The organism is Mesorhizobium sp. M5C.F.Ca.IN.020.29.1.1, from assembly GCF_003997375.1.
In the GTDB taxonomy this organism is placed as follows: domain Bacteria; phylum Pseudomonadota; class Alphaproteobacteria; order Rhizobiales; family Rhizobiaceae; genus Mesorhizobium; species Mesorhizobium wenxiniae.
Genome location: NZ_RZSW01000105.1, coordinates 1 through 14,228 on the forward strand (window position 1 = coordinate 1; position 14,228 = coordinate 14,228).

The following is a 14,228-nucleotide window of genomic DNA, read 5'->3' on the forward strand; positions in this document are numbered from 1 at the left end:
CCCCCACCGCCGATACCAACCCGCTGCGCCACACGGCGCGCGAAGCGCTCGGCCTTGCCGCCTGGAAGGAAGGCAAGGCGACGGACGCACTGAAACTGTTCGACCAGATCGCCTCGGATGACAGCGCCCCGCGCAACGCGCGCGAGCGGGCGACGTTGATGTCCGAGCTGATCCGTGGGTCGGGCCGCGTGTCGTGACGGATGACGTTCAAAGTCGCCATCATCGGCCGGCCTAACGTCGGCAAATCGACCCTTTTCAATCGGCTGGTGGGAAGGAAGCTGGCGCTTGTCGACGACACGCCAGGCGTCACCCGTGACCGTCGCGTCCATGCCGCCAAGCTCTACGATCTGCATTTCGACGTCATCGACACTGCCGGCTTCGAGGATGCTGCTGCTTCGACGCTGCCGGGCCGCATGCGCGCCCAGACCGAGATCGCCATCCGCGAAGCCGACCTGATCTTTTTCACGATCGATGCCAAGTCCGGGCTGATGCCTGACGACAAGACCTTCGCCGAAATCGTTCGCAAGTCCGGCAAGCCGGTTGTCGTCGTCGCCAACAAGGCGGAGGCGCGCGGCGCCCAGGGCGGCATGCTGGAGGCGTGGGAACTCGGCCTTGGCGAGCCGATCCCGGTCTCGGCCGAACACGGCCAGGGCCTGCCCGATTTGCGCGATGCGGTGATCGCCGCACTGGGCGAGGCGCGCGCCTTCGGCGAAGAAGAAGAGGTTGCGGACGAGGAGACCGCCGCTAGCGAGGTGCTGATCGGCGAGGACATCACCGATCCGGATGCCGAGCCGAGCTATGACGATACCAAACCGATGCGCATCGCCGTCGTCGGCCGCCCGAATGCCGGCAAATCGACGCTGATCAACGCGCTGATCGGCGAGGAGCGGCTCTTGACCGGGCCGGAAGCTGGCATCACCCGCGATTCCATTTCCGTTGACTGGGACTGGCATGGCCGCCGTCTGAAACTGTTCGACACCGCCGGCATGCGCCGCAAGGCCAGGATTCACGAAAAGCTGGAAGTGATGTCGGTGCAGGACGGCTTGCGCGCCATCCGCTTTGCCGAGATCGTCATCATCGTGCTCGACGCCACCATTCCCTTCGAGAAGCAGGATCTGCAGATCGCCGACCTGATCATCCGCGAGGGCCGCGCACCGGTGATCGCCTTCAACAAATGGGATATGATCGACCATCCTCAGGAACTCCTGGCGGAACTGCGCGAGAAAACCGAGCGGCTGTTGCCGCAGGCGCGCGGCATGCAGGCGGTGCCGGTCTCGGCCGAGACCGGGCGCGGCCTCGACAAGCTGATGGATGCCGTCATCAGAACGCACAGAGTGTGGAACAGCCGCGTCTCGACCGGCAAGCTCAACCGCTGGCTGGAAGGCATCCTGGCGCATCATCCGCCACCCGCCGTGGCAGGCCGCCGGCTGAAGATCAAATATGTCACCCAGGCCAAGACGCGCCCGCCGGGCTTCGTCGTCTCCTGCTCGCGGCCGGACGCGATGCCGCAATCCTATGTCCGCTATCTCTCGAACAGTCTGCGCGAAGCCTTCGACATGCCAGGCGTGCCGATCCGCATCGCCTTGCGCACCTCGGAAAATCCGTTCGCCGGCAAGGCGAAAAAACGCCGCTGAGCGCTGCGTCTTCTGGGCGCCAGCATCAGGCTACGCTTCGCAGGCGGGCTCGCGGGCAGCGCCTGCACATTTTCGGGCAAGCGATTCCACCGCAACCTGCAGCAGGATGTCGGCAAGTCGCCCCGCCACCGGGTCTGGCTCGGCCTTCCTTGCGACGCGGGGACAGCGCCATCTCAGGCAGTGCGAGCAGCCCGGCGATCTGCGGCGTCATCACCCTGACAGTAGCCAGTGGGGACAGCCACTGCACCTAATGGGCGGTGTAGGCTCCGTCCACCAGATGGTAGCTCCCAGTGATAAAGCTGGCCTGATCGGACAAGAGGAAGCACACAAGGGCCGCTACCTCTTCCGGTTTGCCGCGCCTGCCCATCGGCTGAAGACCTGCCATGCGCCGGCTGGCTAATACCTCCATTTGCTCCGATAAAAGAGGCGTTTCGATCCAGCCGGGGCCGACGACATTGATCCGGATGCCCATTCTCGCATATTCAATCGCCGCAACCTTGGTCAGTCCAACGACCCCGTGTTTCGCTGCCGTGTAAGCGGACGCAGTTGGCAAGCCCACGGAACCGAGAACGGAGGACATGTTCACGATGGCGCCTCCGCCTCGATCCAACATGGCGGCGATTTCGTACTTCATGCTGTAGAAAACGCCATTTAGATTGACGTTTATCAGCCTGTGCCAGTTGTCGAGCGGATAGTCTGCCGTTGCCTTTCGAACGCCGTCGATACCTGCATTGTTTACCGCCATATCCAGTCCGCCGCATTTCTGGACAGTGAACTCGATCAGCTTTTCCACGGCTGCCGCATCCGTGACATCGACCGCAAAGTCGTAGGCCCTGCCTCCTTGCGCGTTTATTTCGGCGGCCATGCAGTGCGCGGCCTCGGCATCAAGATCGGCGACAACAACCTCGGCTCCTTCTTGCGCGAGTTGCCGTGAAACAGCCGCTCCTATTCCGGAGCCTGCGCCGGTCACAATCGCGACTTTCCCATGGAAGTCAGGCTTCATCGTCTCTGTCCTATGCCCATTGTGACATACCCGAACAGAGGCAGACGGTTATCGCAAGAAGTTTCGCTCCAATTCGCTTGTCAATCCTGTGAATTCATTTCGCCACCACACAGCGAGACTTGGCCCGCAGGCCCTGAAATGGTAGAGACAAGGGTGGGGTAGATTGACCAGGTTTCCTAGCAGGTAAAAATGGAAGAACACCACATTGCGCGCCGCGGGCTCGTGCTGGGTAGTCTGGCTCTGATGGTCTCCGGATGTACGTCGACATTACGACAGGTGACGGAGCCGATTTCATCCGCGTTCGGACCAAGAAGTGGCCTCAGTCCTCGTTACCGACGGCAGCATGTGCGGTACGACGGAAACGAGCCGGCTGGAACGATCGTCGTCGATACGTCGCAACGTTTTCTCTATGCCGTCGAGACCGACGGGTGGGCGACGCGCTACGGCGTCGGCGTCGGCGAGCAGGGACTGTCGTTCAAGGGTACAGCGACCGTCGCCCGCAAGGCGGACTGGCCGTCGTGGACGCCCACCGCCAACATGATGAGGCGCAAGCCGCGCCTGGTGAAGTATGCAGGGGGGGTCCCTGGCGGACCAAACAACCCACTTGGTGCGCGTGCCCTTTATCTCTATCGCAACGGGCGCGACACCCACTTCCGGATACATGGTACAAACGAGCCATGGACGATAGGCACAGCGGTATCGAACGGGTGCATCCGTTTGACAAATGACGACATCATCGACCTCTACGACCGTACTCCTTTGGGCACGACGGTGGTGGTCGTTTGATGGTGGGCAGGCCTGATCTCCGTTGGATGGTGAGCCCTGCCGGCACGTCACCGCAAAGGTGCCGCCTGCAACCGGGCGCCGACTGTGTCATTTCTGCACTAGGCGTTGGTGTAGATCGCAGCTAACTTGGCGGGGCTGCATATAATTTTTTATTTGTGGCGATTCTATAGGCTGTTCCGCCCCTGGGGAAAGGATTGCTTGATGAACAGAATGTTGATTGTAATGGTTGCCACCCTCGCCGTTACCAGCCTGAGCGGCTGCGCGAACGTGATCGGTAAAGGAAAGGGGAAGGCTCCTCCGCCGGAACCGGCTGCCGTAGAAGAGCCAGTGATTAAATAAGCACCGGCTTTCGGTGATTTGGGGAAGGGCCGCTGGGCCCTTCCCCATCGATATGCAGGGGCCAAGGCCGGATTCGCAACCTGCCTGCGGTTGGCGGGCATAGGCTGGCACTAGGTCTGCGGTCCTCGGAGTTGTGGATGAGATGACGCTTGTAAGTGGCCGTTCAACAATTGTGGCCCTGCTCGCGCTTGTCGCGGCGTCATGTCAGTCGCAGGACAACAAGCCCCAGCCGACTTTTGTGTCCAATGATCGGGCACTGAAAACCGCGGCGATGCCGGAGCGCGCGGCCCAGCGGCATTTCATCGAGTTCCGCTCCCGATACGCCCTTACCTATGGCCATTCCTACGTGATTTTTGGACAATTGAACCAGGCGGGACGGATGGTCAACCCCGAAGTCGCGGGGCTCGCTCCGAAGTCCGATGATCCCAATGTCTATGTTCTCGGCCATTTGGCGCCCGTGCCAGCCTCGACCGGGTGGACGGACGGCGACCTGGAAGATGCCTACCGGTCGGCAAGCTGGCGAGTTTTACTTACCGAAGCCGAATATAGGAAAGTCGTCGCGAGCATACGAAAGTTGCAGGCCAGTTCTCCGCTTTGGCACGCCTCGCTCTACAACTGCAACGCATTCGTAGCGGACATCGCCAGATCCATGGGGTATAAGACCCCCGGTACCTGGCTCCGGCCGCAACAATTCATAACCAAGCTTCGGGAGATGAACGGGGGTTGAAATGCGATTGGCAAAACCGCTTTCGCGTCTCATTGCCCGGTTAAGTCCGAAAGGAACGCGCTCTGAATGTCAATCGGTCGACAATTCGGACGGTGACATCGTTGCGACAGCTTGTCGTGGTCCCAGATCGAGAAAAGGCTCCGGTGACCTGAAGTGACCATTGCTGTAGCCTCACTTGGCGAGATCATATGGGTGATCGGCATCGTTGCTTGGTACGTGATCCGGTATCCCTTCGAGCGCCGGGCAAGGCGCGTTCGAATTGTAGCTGGCGGCCGCTCAAGTTCCGACACTGTCGGGCTTGCATCGGCTCTCCTTGGCCTCGCGATCCTGCCTGGCTTCTATGTCGCCACCGGCATCCCCGCAGCGGCTGACCATCCGGCCAGCGCGTGGTCCGTGGCGCTCGGAACCATCATCTTCTGCTCTGCGCTGTGGATTTTTCGTCTATCCCACAGGGAACTTGGCCGTAACTGGTCGATTACGCTGGAGATTCGCGAACGGCATGAACTGGTCAGCGCCGGGCCATATGCCTTGGTCCGTCACCCGATGTACACCTCGTTCCTGCTTATGGGGCTCGGCCAGGCCTTTCTGCTGCCGAACTGGGTTGCGGGCATATCCGGTTTGATCGGTTTCGCAGTGCTTTTCCTGCTGAGAGTGGATAAGGAAGAGCGTATGATGCTGGAGAATTTCGGCTCGCAATACCGTGCCTATATGGAAAAGACCAAGCGAATAGTCCCTTATCTTTACTAGAGGTCTTTTGATGCGAGGCCGAGCCCTCAAGCTTTCGGCGCCCCGGCGCCTTGTTGGCGATCTGATGAGGTTTTCGATCGGCGTGCCACGGGTCGCGGTGCAGCGTCAGATGAACCTCGGCCCACTCGTAAGGGCCAGAATGGTGCAGCAGACCAGGCCCTCATGGACCGCGATCTTCCTGAAGGGATACGCGCTTCTCGCCCAAGAGGTGCCGGAGCTGCGACGCGCCTATGTCAAGTTGCCCTGGCCGCAGCTTTACGAGTATCCGGCAAGCGTAGCCTCGATTGCCCACGAGCGCGAATATAATGGCGAGCCGGCCGTTCTGCTGAGCTGCATCAAGTGCCCGGAGCGCTACTCTATCACGCAACTTGAGGAATCCATCCACGCGGCTCGATCACGGCCGATCCTGGAGGTCCCGGAGTTCCGGCGTGCCTTGCGGATGGCAGGTGCGCCCGCGCCAGTCAGGTGGCTGCTTATGTGGCTAGGGTTGAACATCGGCCGGCAAAGGGCAAATTACTTCGGTACCTTCCAACTGTCCGTCTATTCTGGTCTCGGTGCGGAATCACTCAACCCGCTGACACCATTGACCACGCTTCTAAACTACGGCCCGATCGAAAAAGACGGTTCGGTGAATGTCCGCATCCACTACGATCACCGGGTCATGGATGGAGCGAACGTCGCACGAGCACTGGAGAGATTCGAAAAGATTCTGAACGGCTCTGTCGCCAATGAAGTGATGCTGCTCGGTCAAAATGTTGCCGCTCCTGCAAGACAGAGGAACGCAACATGATTTCGCACCGTGAATTCCGGCCAGCCGTCGTCGTGATTGGCGGCTCGGGTGGAATTGGCCGGGCAATTGCGAGCGTCGCTGCACGGGAGCGCGGTGCGGTTGTGCTGGTTGCCCGCTCGCCCGAGGGTTTGGCCGCCGCGGCGGCTGAGGTTCGGGAGGGGGGTGGCGAGGCATTCACGCTCGAGTTGGATCTCGTGGCAGGCGATGCGCCAACGCGTCTAGAGCACTTTCTTTCCGCACACGGCCTGGTCTGTGATATCCTGGTCAACAGCGCCGGCTATGGCCTGCGGGGCGCGGTGACGGCGCTGCCTGTTGATGGTCAACTCGGCATCATCGATCTCAACATACATTCCCTCACAGAACTGACCCTCCATTTTCTGCCGGGAATGGTGGCGCGCCGACGGGGTGGGGTGCTCAATCTCAGTTCCGTCGCCGGGTTCGTTCCCGGGCCTTATATGGCTCTGTACTTCGCTAGCAAAGGTTTCGTGCGCTTCTTCTCAGAGGCGCTTCATCAGGAGTTGCGCCGAACCGGCGTGACGGTCACATGCGTGGCACCGGGCCCGGTGTCGACGGAGTTTCTCGCAAGGTCAGGCGCCTATCAGACGGTGCTCTTCAACATCTTGCCCAAGGTGGATCCGGAGTATGTGGCCGAACGTGCGTGGCGAGGGTTCAAATCCGGTCGTCGCCTCGTCGTACCGGGAATCTCGGCCAAGTTGGCTGCCCTTGCGGCGGCGCTCCTGCCTTCCGCAGCGATGCTGCCCCTGGTCGCCCGGCTGCAACGTGGCGGCAATGATCCATGTCCTTGCGGCTCAGGTATGAAGTTCAAGAAATGCTGCGGTACCCGCCAGATCCAGCTACGCCGCGGCCCTCGGGGAATTATCTCCTGACCATCCTGGCGCATCATCCGCCGCCCGCAGTGGCGGGGCGCCGGCTGAAGATCAAATATGTCACGCAGGCCAAGACTCGCCCGCCAGGCTTCGTCGTGTCCTGCTCACGGCCGGACGCGATGCCGCAATCTTATGTCCGCTATCTCTCGAACAGCCTGCGCGAAGCCTTCGACATGCCAGGTGGGCCGATCCGCATCGCCTTGCGCACCTCAGAAAATCCGTTCGCCGGCAAGGCGAAAAAACGCCGCTGAGCGCTGTCTCGTCCCCAGGCCACGTTCTTCAGCTTTCATGCCTCGCATTTTCGGGCTTGTCGTCATCTGGTCGTGACCGGGGTCTGGCTGGCTGCGGCTTATTGCGCGCTGATCGCCTGGCCGATCTTTCTTCGGCCCGAACATGGCCGCAAAAGCGCCTGACTTCAGATCGACAGGGGGATCGACAGGGAAAACACGATCCAACCTGTTAACGCCCCATCAAGGTTAATGCATCATTGTGCCTCTCCAGTGGGGTCAGTTGCGTTTCTGGAGAGTTCCGTGCATCGACGTGTTCTGAAGCGGCTTGTCGCTGTCGCCGGTGAGAAAAAACGTTCCTTTCTGTCTCCTTTGGTCGTTGGACTTGGCATCTGGGTCGGCTTTCCCAACGTCATTGCCTACCAGGACATGACGAGCCTGATTTCGGGCCTCAGGGCGCCAAATGCCCGCTGGAACGCCTATGTCGAGAAATCCGTCGCCGGCTCGGTCCATCCCGCCGAAATGCCTTTCCTCGATTCCGACACCACCGGCTCGATCTCCGGTTCCGGCGTGCGGTTGCCCGGCGTCGGCGCCGTGTCGTTTCGCGGCAAGGGCAGCGTGGCCAGCACGACGCCCGACGAGGACCGCATCATGCGCGCCGACAAGAAGGGCCGCATCATCATCGTCTCACCGGTCGCGCCGCCGAAGAACTTCAACGCCGGCTCGATTTTCGAGCGCACCTCCTCGCTGCTTCGCCCGAGCATGGACAGCGGCCTGAAGATGGCTTTCGCCAAGCCCGAGATCAAAGGCAAGGAAATCCAGATTGCCGCCGCGTTTCATAGGCGCGTCGACAAGAAGCCGGATCCTGGGGTGCCGGCCATGCTGGCCGCACTGGTCAACAACGACCGCCCCGACGTCCTGGCGACCGCCTACGCAGCGGCCGCGCCCGACTATGCGCAGGCTTCGCCCTTCGAGGCCTTGCTTAAGGACGAGAAGCCGAACGATGGCCGTTTCATTCCGCCGGTGGCCAAGGGCGATCATTCGTGGATGCTAACTCCGCTGCCGGCGAGCGTCTTCTCCAAGCCGGAACAGACTTGCCTCGCCAACGGCATCTATTTCGAGGCGCGCGGTGAATCCGTGCGCGGCCAGGCCGCCGTCGCCCAGGTCATCCTCAATCGCGTTCGCAATCCGGCCTATCCGAACTCGATCTGCGGCGTCGTCTATCAGAACGACAAATGGTTCAACCGTTGCCAGTTTTCCTTCGCTTGCGACGGCAGGAAGAAGCGCATCCAGAGCCCCTCCCACTACAAGACCGCGCAGGATATCGCCATGGCGGTCACTGCCGGCAAGATCTTCATCCCGGAAGTCGGATCGTCGACCCATTACTACGCCAACTACGTCAACCCGGGTTGGGCGCGAACGATGAAAAAAATGACCAAGATCGGCCTGCATATCTTTTACCGCACCTATGGCGGCGGCTGGAGCTGAGCGCTCCGGCAAGGCCCCGGGCGCGGCCGATCGAGGACCCGTTGCCGGAGGGATTCGCTCGCGGCACGCCAACGACGGTAGCGGGCACGATGTCGCACCCTGGCAAGCGCTTGATTTAAATAGGGAAAATACTTAAGGCTGAAGTCCCGCCCGTGGCTTGACGGGCGCGGACCCTCTAACTATGTTGCCGGCGACTTAAGAGCGGACGGACGGCGACGATCTGACCGGGCAAGGGGGTTGCGATGGCCGACAACAACGGGCCAGACGGAACCGGAGAAACCGGCCGCGGCAAACAGCGTCAAGCCGACATCCGCGACGACGATCTTGAGCGCCGCCGGCGCAACCTTGAAGCATCGCTTGCGACAAGGCGGCCGGGCCGGCTCGAGGGGAAAGACGACGCGAAAGCGGGCAGTGCGGCCGGATACGGCCAGGCGCTCAAGCTATCCAGCGAGTTCATCGCCGGGATAGTGGTTGGCGCTGGTCTCGGCTGGATCATCGACCGTCTGGCGGGGACCTCGCCATGGGGGCTGATCGTTTTTTTGCTGCTGGGTTTTGGCGCCGGCGTTCTCAATGTCCTGCGCTCCGCGGGACTTATGGCGGAATTCGGACAGGGCGACAAAACCCGCGATCCGAAAGAATGAACTTGAGGCGCCGCTTGCCGGCGCAGTGAACAGGACACTAAAGCCGCGTGCGGCTTTGATGGGGATTTAAAGTGGCTGCTGACAAGGTCGATCCGATCCACCAGTTCCATATCAACAAGCTGATTCCGATCGAGATCGGCGGCTACGACCTGTCCTTCACCAATTCGGCGCTCTTCATGGTCGCGACCGTCGCCGTCGCATCGGCGTTCCTCTATCTCACCACCTCGAGCCGCAGCCTCGTTCCCACCCGTCTTCAGTCGGTCTCCGAAATGGCCTATGAATTCGTCGGCAACATGCTGAGGGACGCGGCCGGAACCCAAGGCATGAAGTTCTTCCCCTTGGTATTTTCGCTGTTCATGTTCGTGCTCGTTGCCAATCTGCTCGGTCTTTTCCCGTATTTCTTCACCGTCACCAGCCACATCATCGTCACTTTCGGCCTTGCCGCGCTGGTGATCGGAACTGTCGTCGTCTACGGCTTCATGAAGCACGGCCTCGGTTTCCTGAAACTGTTCGTCCCTCATGGCGTGCCGATTTACCTGCTGCCGCTGGTGGTGCTGATCGAGGTGATTTCCTTCGTCTCGCGCCCGGTCAGCCTCTCGGTTCGTCTGTTTGCCAATATGCTGGCCGGCCACATCACGCTGAAGGTGTTCTCGGGCTTCGTGGTGAGCTTGAGCGCGCTTGGCACGCTCGGCGTTGCCGGATCGGTCCTGCCGCTGGCGATGGCCGTGGCGCTGACGGCGCTGGAATTGCTGGTCGCCTTCCTGCAGGCCTACGTCTTTGCCGTGCTGACCTGCATGTATTTGAACGACGCCCTGCATCCCGGGCACTGACCCAGGCTGGCCAAGAGTTTCCGGCATTGCTGCCGGATGGAATTGCAACGGAATTTTAGATCCAAAGGAGTTGAACAAATGGAAGCAGAAGCAGCAAAGTTCATCGGCGCCGGCATCGCATGCCTCGGCATGGGTGGCGCCGGTATTGGCCTCGGCAACATCTTCGGCAGCTATCTGGCGGGCGCGCTGCGCAACCCGTCGGCTGCGGATGGCCAGTTCGGCCGCCTGATCTTCGGCTTCGCCGTGACTGAAGCGCTGGGCATCTTCTCCCTTCTAATCGCGCTTCTGGCCCTGTTCGGCTGAGCCCCTGTTCGGCTAAGATTGGGAATTGGACGGGCCGGCCGCAATCGGCGGCAGGCCTGATATCAGGGGATAGTCCATGTTCGTGACATCTGCCTTTGCGCAAGAGTCCGCGCCCGCCGTTGAAGGCGGCCATACCGGCACGGAAGGCGATACGCATTCCGGGACCGGCGTGCCTGCCGAGGCGCACGGCGTGTTCCCGCCATTCGATCCGGCGACATTCCCGTCGCAGCTTCTGTGGCTGGCGATCACCTTCGGGCTGTTCTACCTCTTCCTGAAGAAGGTGGTGATGCCGCGTGTCGGCGGCATCATCGATGTCCGCAACGACCGCATCACCCAAGATCTCGATCATGCCGCCAGACTGAAGGGCGAGGCCGATGCCGCCGTTGCCGCTTATGAGCAGGAGCTGGCGGAGGCCAAGGCCAAGGCCAATGCGATCGGTCAGCAGGCCAACGAGTCCGCCAAGGCGGAAGTCGAAGCCGCCCGCAAGAAGGTCGAGGAAGCGCTTGACCAGAAGCTTGGCGAAGCCGAGGCTCGCATTTCGTCCATCAAGGCCAATGCCATGAAGGAAGTCGGCACGATCGCCGAGGACACTGCTTCGGCCATCGTCGAGGCGCTTGTCGGCGGCAAGGCCAGCAAGGCCGAGATCGCGGCAGCCGTCAAATCCGTGGCCCGGTGAGGAGCGCATCATGGACGCCACATCACTCGCGACGCTTTGGGCCACCGTTGCCCTCGTCATTTTCCTGGCCATTGCCGTCTACATCAAGGTGCCGAGGCTGATCGCCAAGGCGCTCGACGCCCGCGCCGACAAGATCAGCAACGAGCTTGAAGAAGCGCGCCGGCTGCGCGAGGAGGCCCAGCAATTGCTCGGTCAATACCAGCGCAAGCGCAAGGAAGCCGAGCAGGAGGCCGCCGACATCGTCGCCGCCGCCAAGCGCGAGGCCGACATGCTGGCTGCCGAGGCGCACAAGAAGACCGAGGACTATGTCGCCCGGCGCACCGCGCTTGCCGAACAGAAGATCGGTCAGGCCGAGCGCGAGGCGATCAGCGAGGTGCGCGCCAGCGCCGTCGATATCGCCGTCGAAGCCGCCCGCACGCTCCTCGCCGGCAAGATTGACGCAAAGGTCGGCGCCGACCTGTTCAAGGCCTCGCTTCAGGAAGTGAAGTCCAAGCTGAATTAAGCGACTTCATCCAGAAGCCATCGAAAGCTGCCCGGGAAACCCGGCGGCTTTTTTGTTGGGCGACAGTGGAGATTGGCGAAAACGGTCGAGCGCACAATCTCCCCCCTTGAGGGGGAGATGTCGCCGAAGGCGACAGAGGGGGTCGCCTCAGCGTCGCGACGTCATATCGGATAACACGTCGGATGAAAGAGAAGGTTGGCGCTTCACGCGCGGAGACACCCGCTGGCCTGCCGGCCATCTCCCCCTCAAGGGAGGAGATTAGCCACCGCTTTCGCTAGTCCAGGCCGGAAAGGCTCTCTTCATCGAGCACTTCGGTTCCGCCAAGCCGGAACGGTGCGAAGGACGCGCGGTGCAGCCGCGCCACCGGTCCATGCATCTCGATTGCGGTGCGGTGGCGGACCGTGGCGTAGCCCATATGCAGTTCGAACCCGTAATGCGCGTGATGGCTGCCGCAGCCGCACATCATGCGGTCGCGCATCACCTTGGCGACGATCGAGGCGGCGGCGATCGACTGCGAGCGTTGATCGCCCTTGATCAGCGCTCTTCCTTCGCATGGCAGTCCGGGCGGCACGTCTCGGCCGTCGGCTAGGGCCAGCTTTGGCTGCACCGAGAGCCCGACCAGAGCGCGGCGCATCGCCTCGAGGCTGGCCTTGAGAATATTGCTGCCATCGATGCCTTCCGCGCTGACCGAGGCCATCGACACGCCAAGAGCGGAGCCGAGGATTTTCAGGAACAGTGCCTCGCGCTGCAGATGGCTGAGGCGCTTGGAATCGTCGAGACAATCGGGAATGTTGGCGGGATCGAGTACCACCGCTGCCGCGACGACTGGCCCGGCGAGCGGGCCGCGGCCGGCCTCGTCCATTCCCGCCACCGGCCACAGGCCTTCGGCCATCGCCTTCGTCTCGAAGGAGAAATCGGGTCTCTCGACGATTTCGAAGAGAAGCGGAGAATCAGAACGCGCGCGAGCCATGTTGCGGCGAGGTTCGCATCGGCTCCGATTCTCCGCAAGCCCCTCCGGGTCGGTGAGGCACCGGACCCGGAGGGCACCGTCTGCAAGCCCGGGGACAGGACAGGCCGGACGGGATTTTTCCATGTGCCGCCGGCTGCTGCGGCACATGATGCCTTCAAAGCAGCATCAGTTGCTCGGTTGCCTTGGCCGCAGCGACGAACTGGTCGGTCCTGAGCGACCGCCGCTCGGCATTGAGGCCAAGCCGTTTGGCGGCGATCTCGAAGCGCCGGCCGATCTGCCAGGCATACGGGCCAGAGCCTTTCATGCGCTTGCCCCATTCCGAATCGTAATCCTTGCCGTCGCGCATCGAGCGGATCAGCGACATCACGTGACGGTAGCGGTCGGGATAATGGCGCAGCAGCCAATCCTTGAAGATCGGCGCGACCTCCAGCGGTAGCCGCAGCAGGACGTAGCCCGCCTCACGCGCGCCCGCCGCGTAGGCCGAATCGAGGATGCGCTCCATCTCCTGGTCTGTCAGGCCAGGGACGATCGGTGCGACCATGACAGAGGCCGGAATGCCGGCATCCGAAAGCCGCCTGATCGCCTCCAGCCGCTTGCTCGGCGTCGAGGCGCGGGGTTCCATGGTGCGCGCCAGCATGCGGTCGAGCGTCGTCACCGACAGCGCCACCTTGGCCAGTCCGCGCTCGGCCATGCGCGACAGGATGTCGATGTCGCGCGTCACCAGCGCGGATTTGGTGACGATGCCGACCGGGTGGCCGCGCGCCTCCAGCACTTCGAGGATCTCGCGCATGATCCGGTACTGCTTCTCGATGGGCTGGTAGGGATCGGTGTTGGTGCCGATCGCGATGGTGCGCGGCTGGTAGCCGTCCTTCGACAGTTCCTTGTCGAGCATGCGCGCCGCATCCGGCTTGGCGAACAGCTTCGATTCGAAATCCAGCCCCGGCGACAGCCCCATGAAGGCATGCGTAGGCCTGGCGAAACAGTAGACGCAGCCATGTTCGCAGCCACGATAGGGGTTGATCGAGCGGTCGAAGGAAATATCGGGTGATTCGTTGCGGGTGATGATGGTGCGCGGCTTCTCGACCTGCACCTCCGTCTTGAACGGCGGCAACTCCTCCAGCGAATTCCAGCCGTCATCGAAGACATGCCGGCTGACCGGCTCGAACCGCCCGGACGGATTGATGCCCGCGGAACGGCCGCGATTGCGCTCCGGACGCACGCGCATCCCGCTCTGTTCGATCATCGCATTGGCCATCTCGGCTCTTCCTGCTCCGAAGGCTGCAATGTCGGCACGCACGATCTGTTCCATTTTCGCCCTCTCCCAGGGACTGTCGGCTGGCTGTCGAATCGCTCTGTTCATGAAATTATTCCTATTTCGTTTACTAGAACAAATCAAGAACAATTTTATGATGCGACGCAAAAACTGGCGCTGCGCCCGGCTTTCCGCTATTCGGCTAACGATGCTCAGCGTTCTCATCCAGACCCTGAATGACGAGGAAAGACTTGCCCGCACGCTCGCCTCGCTGATCGGCGGCGCGGTCGAGGGCGTGGTGCGCGATGTCATCGTCTGCGACACCGGCTCGACCGACCAGACGCACCGCGTTGCCGAACATGCCGGTTGCCTTTATGTGGCGAGCGGTGGCATTGCTGCCGGCATCAGGCAGGCCAAGAGCGACTG

Annotated in this window: 17 protein-coding genes and 2 pseudogenes; 16 read left to right on the top strand and 3 right to left on the bottom strand. The window is 61.8% G+C overall.

Annotated features, from left to right (window positions below; all coding sequences use genetic code 11):
* Both EOA85_RS11410 and der read left to right on the top strand, forming a co-directional pair.
* Positions 1-197, top strand: a pseudogene (locus EOA85_RS11410) (hypothetical protein); the annotation flags it as partial.
* A gap of 3 nt (positions 198-200) precedes the next feature.
* Entirely contained in the window at positions 201-1,634 is a 1,434-nt protein-coding gene (gene der / locus EOA85_RS11415) for a ribosome biogenesis GTPase Der (protein WP_127209480.1), read from the top strand.
* A 247-nt stretch (positions 1,635-1,881) separates the two neighbouring features.
* On the opposite strand, the gene EOA85_RS11420 is transcribed toward der, so the two are convergent.
* On the bottom strand, positions 1,882-2,637 hold the full coding sequence (locus EOA85_RS11420; RefSeq protein WP_127209481.1) for an SDR family NAD(P)-dependent oxidoreductase: 756 nt from the start codon (positions 2,635-2,637) through the stop codon (positions 1,882-1,884).
* A 189-nt stretch (positions 2,638-2,826) separates the two neighbouring features.
* Here EOA85_RS11420 and EOA85_RS11425 point away from each other — a divergent pair, with 189 nt between their 5' ends.
* From EOA85_RS11425 to EOA85_RS11485, 13 genes and pseudogenes are all read left to right on the top strand, one after another.
* A complete protein-coding gene (locus tag EOA85_RS11425) occupies positions 2,827-3,423 on the top strand; it encodes a L,D-transpeptidase (protein WP_127209482.1) in 597 nt (198 codons plus the stop codon).
* A 201-nt stretch (positions 3,424-3,624) separates the two neighbouring features.
* Positions 3,625-3,762 (top strand): ABC transporter, encoded by a 138-nt coding sequence (locus EOA85_RS38855; protein WP_084831507.1) that lies wholly within the window; start codon positions 3,625-3,627, stop codon positions 3,760-3,762.
* Between the two features lie 142 nt (positions 3,763-3,904).
* Positions 3,905-4,489, top strand: coding sequence for a hypothetical protein (locus EOA85_RS11435; protein ID WP_127209489.1), 585 nt, complete (start codon positions 3,905-3,907; stop codon positions 4,487-4,489).
* Between the two features lie 159 nt (positions 4,490-4,648).
* Positions 4,649-5,236, top strand: a complete 588-nt coding sequence (locus EOA85_RS11440; RefSeq protein WP_127209490.1) for a protein-S-isoprenylcysteine O-methyltransferase — start codon at positions 4,649-4,651, stop codon at positions 5,234-5,236.
* A 10-nt stretch (positions 5,237-5,246) separates the two neighbouring features.
* Positions 5,247-6,026 (top strand): hypothetical protein, encoded by a 780-nt coding sequence (locus EOA85_RS11445; RefSeq protein WP_127209483.1) that lies wholly within the window; start codon positions 5,247-5,249, stop codon positions 6,024-6,026.
* Positions 6,023-6,913 carry an SDR family NAD(P)-dependent oxidoreductase gene (locus EOA85_RS11450; RefSeq protein ID WP_127209484.1) on the top strand — a complete coding sequence of 297 codons (891 nt, stop codon included), beginning with the start codon at positions 6,023-6,025 and terminating at the stop codon, positions 6,911-6,913. The genes EOA85_RS11445 and EOA85_RS11450 overlap by 4 nt, the downstream gene beginning before the upstream one ends.
* A gap of 2 nt (positions 6,914-6,915) precedes the next feature.
* Positions 6,916-7,164, top strand: a pseudogene (locus EOA85_RS11455) (ribosome biogenesis GTPase Der); the annotation flags it as partial.
* 279 nt (positions 7,165-7,443) lie between these two features.
* Positions 7,444-8,628, top strand: a complete 1,185-nt coding sequence (locus EOA85_RS11460) for a cell wall hydrolase (RefSeq protein ID WP_127209485.1) — start codon at positions 7,444-7,446, stop codon at positions 8,626-8,628.
* Between the two features lie 242 nt (positions 8,629-8,870).
* On the top strand, positions 8,871-9,269 hold the full coding sequence (locus EOA85_RS11465) for an AtpZ/AtpI family protein (protein ID WP_065006182.1): 399 nt from the start codon (positions 8,871-8,873) through the stop codon (positions 9,267-9,269).
* A gap of 71 nt (positions 9,270-9,340) precedes the next feature.
* Positions 9,341-10,099: a F0F1 ATP synthase subunit A gene (locus EOA85_RS11470; protein WP_029355511.1), complete on the top strand. Its 759-nt coding sequence runs from the start codon at positions 9,341-9,343 to the stop codon at positions 10,097-10,099.
* Positions 10,100-10,177: 78 nt separating this feature from the next.
* Complete coding sequence (locus tag EOA85_RS11475) at positions 10,178-10,402, top strand: F0F1 ATP synthase subunit C (RefSeq protein WP_023799397.1); 225 nt, start codon at positions 10,178-10,180, stop codon at positions 10,400-10,402.
* A 76-nt stretch (positions 10,403-10,478) separates the two neighbouring features.
* Positions 10,479-11,078, top strand: a complete 600-nt coding sequence (locus tag EOA85_RS11480; protein ID WP_127209486.1) for a F0F1 ATP synthase subunit B — start codon at positions 10,479-10,481, stop codon at positions 11,076-11,078.
* A gap of 10 nt (positions 11,079-11,088) precedes the next feature.
* Positions 11,089-11,580, top strand: a complete 492-nt coding sequence (locus EOA85_RS11485; RefSeq protein WP_127209487.1) for a F0F1 ATP synthase subunit B — start codon at positions 11,089-11,091, stop codon at positions 11,578-11,580.
* Between the two features lie 274 nt (positions 11,581-11,854).
* On the opposite strand, the gene EOA85_RS11490 is transcribed toward EOA85_RS11485, so the two are convergent.
* Positions 11,855-12,550, bottom strand: coding sequence for a ribonuclease HII (locus EOA85_RS11490; RefSeq protein WP_127209488.1), 696 nt, complete (start codon positions 12,548-12,550; stop codon positions 11,855-11,857).
* Positions 12,551-12,704: 154 nt separating this feature from the next.
* Positions 12,705-13,859, bottom strand: coding sequence for a PA0069 family radical SAM protein (locus tag EOA85_RS11495; RefSeq protein ID WP_065006185.1), 1,155 nt, complete (start codon positions 13,857-13,859; stop codon positions 12,705-12,707).
* Positions 13,860-13,956: 97 nt separating this feature from the next.
* Here EOA85_RS11495 and EOA85_RS11500 point away from each other — a divergent pair.
* Positions 13,957-14,228: glycosyltransferase (locus EOA85_RS11500; protein WP_348627894.1), on the top strand; the 272-nt coding region annotated here is incomplete at its 3' end.

Bases quoted from the DNA above. Each gene is read 5' to 3' on its own strand.
- der (WP_127209480.1), top strand. From the start codon at position 201: ATGACGTTCAAAGTCGCCATCATCGGCCGGCCTAACGTCGGCAAATCG.
- EOA85_RS11420 (WP_127209481.1), bottom strand. From the start codon at position 2,637: ATGAAGCCTGACTTCCATGGGAAAGTCGCGATTGTGACCGGCGCAGGC.
- EOA85_RS11425 (WP_127209482.1), top strand. From the start codon at position 2,827: ATGGAAGAACACCACATTGCGCGCCGCGGGCTCGTGCTGGGTAGTCTG.
- EOA85_RS38855 (WP_084831507.1), top strand. From the start codon at position 3,625: ATGAACAGAATGTTGATTGTAATGGTTGCCACCCTCGCCGTTACCAGC.
- EOA85_RS11435 (WP_127209489.1), top strand. From the start codon at position 3,905: ATGACGCTTGTAAGTGGCCGTTCAACAATTGTGGCCCTGCTCGCGCTT.
- EOA85_RS11445 (WP_127209483.1), top strand. From the start codon at position 5,247: ATGCGAGGCCGAGCCCTCAAGCTTTCGGCGCCCCGGCGCCTTGTTGGC.
- EOA85_RS11450 (WP_127209484.1), top strand. From the start codon at position 6,023: ATGATTTCGCACCGTGAATTCCGGCCAGCCGTCGTCGTGATTGGCGGC.
- EOA85_RS11465 (WP_065006182.1), top strand. From the start codon at position 8,871: ATGGCCGACAACAACGGGCCAGACGGAACCGGAGAAACCGGCCGCGGC.
- EOA85_RS11475 (WP_023799397.1), top strand. From the start codon at position 10,178: ATGGAAGCAGAAGCAGCAAAGTTCATCGGCGCCGGCATCGCATGCCTC.
- EOA85_RS11480 (WP_127209486.1), top strand. From the start codon at position 10,479: ATGTTCGTGACATCTGCCTTTGCGCAAGAGTCCGCGCCCGCCGTTGAA.
- EOA85_RS11485 (WP_127209487.1), top strand. From the start codon at position 11,089: ATGGACGCCACATCACTCGCGACGCTTTGGGCCACCGTTGCCCTCGTC.
- EOA85_RS11490 (WP_127209488.1), bottom strand. From the start codon at position 12,550: ATGGCTCGCGCGCGTTCTGATTCTCCGCTTCTCTTCGAAATCGTCGAG.
- EOA85_RS11495 (WP_065006185.1), bottom strand. From the start codon at position 13,859: ATGGAACAGATCGTGCGTGCCGACATTGCAGCCTTCGGAGCAGGAAGA.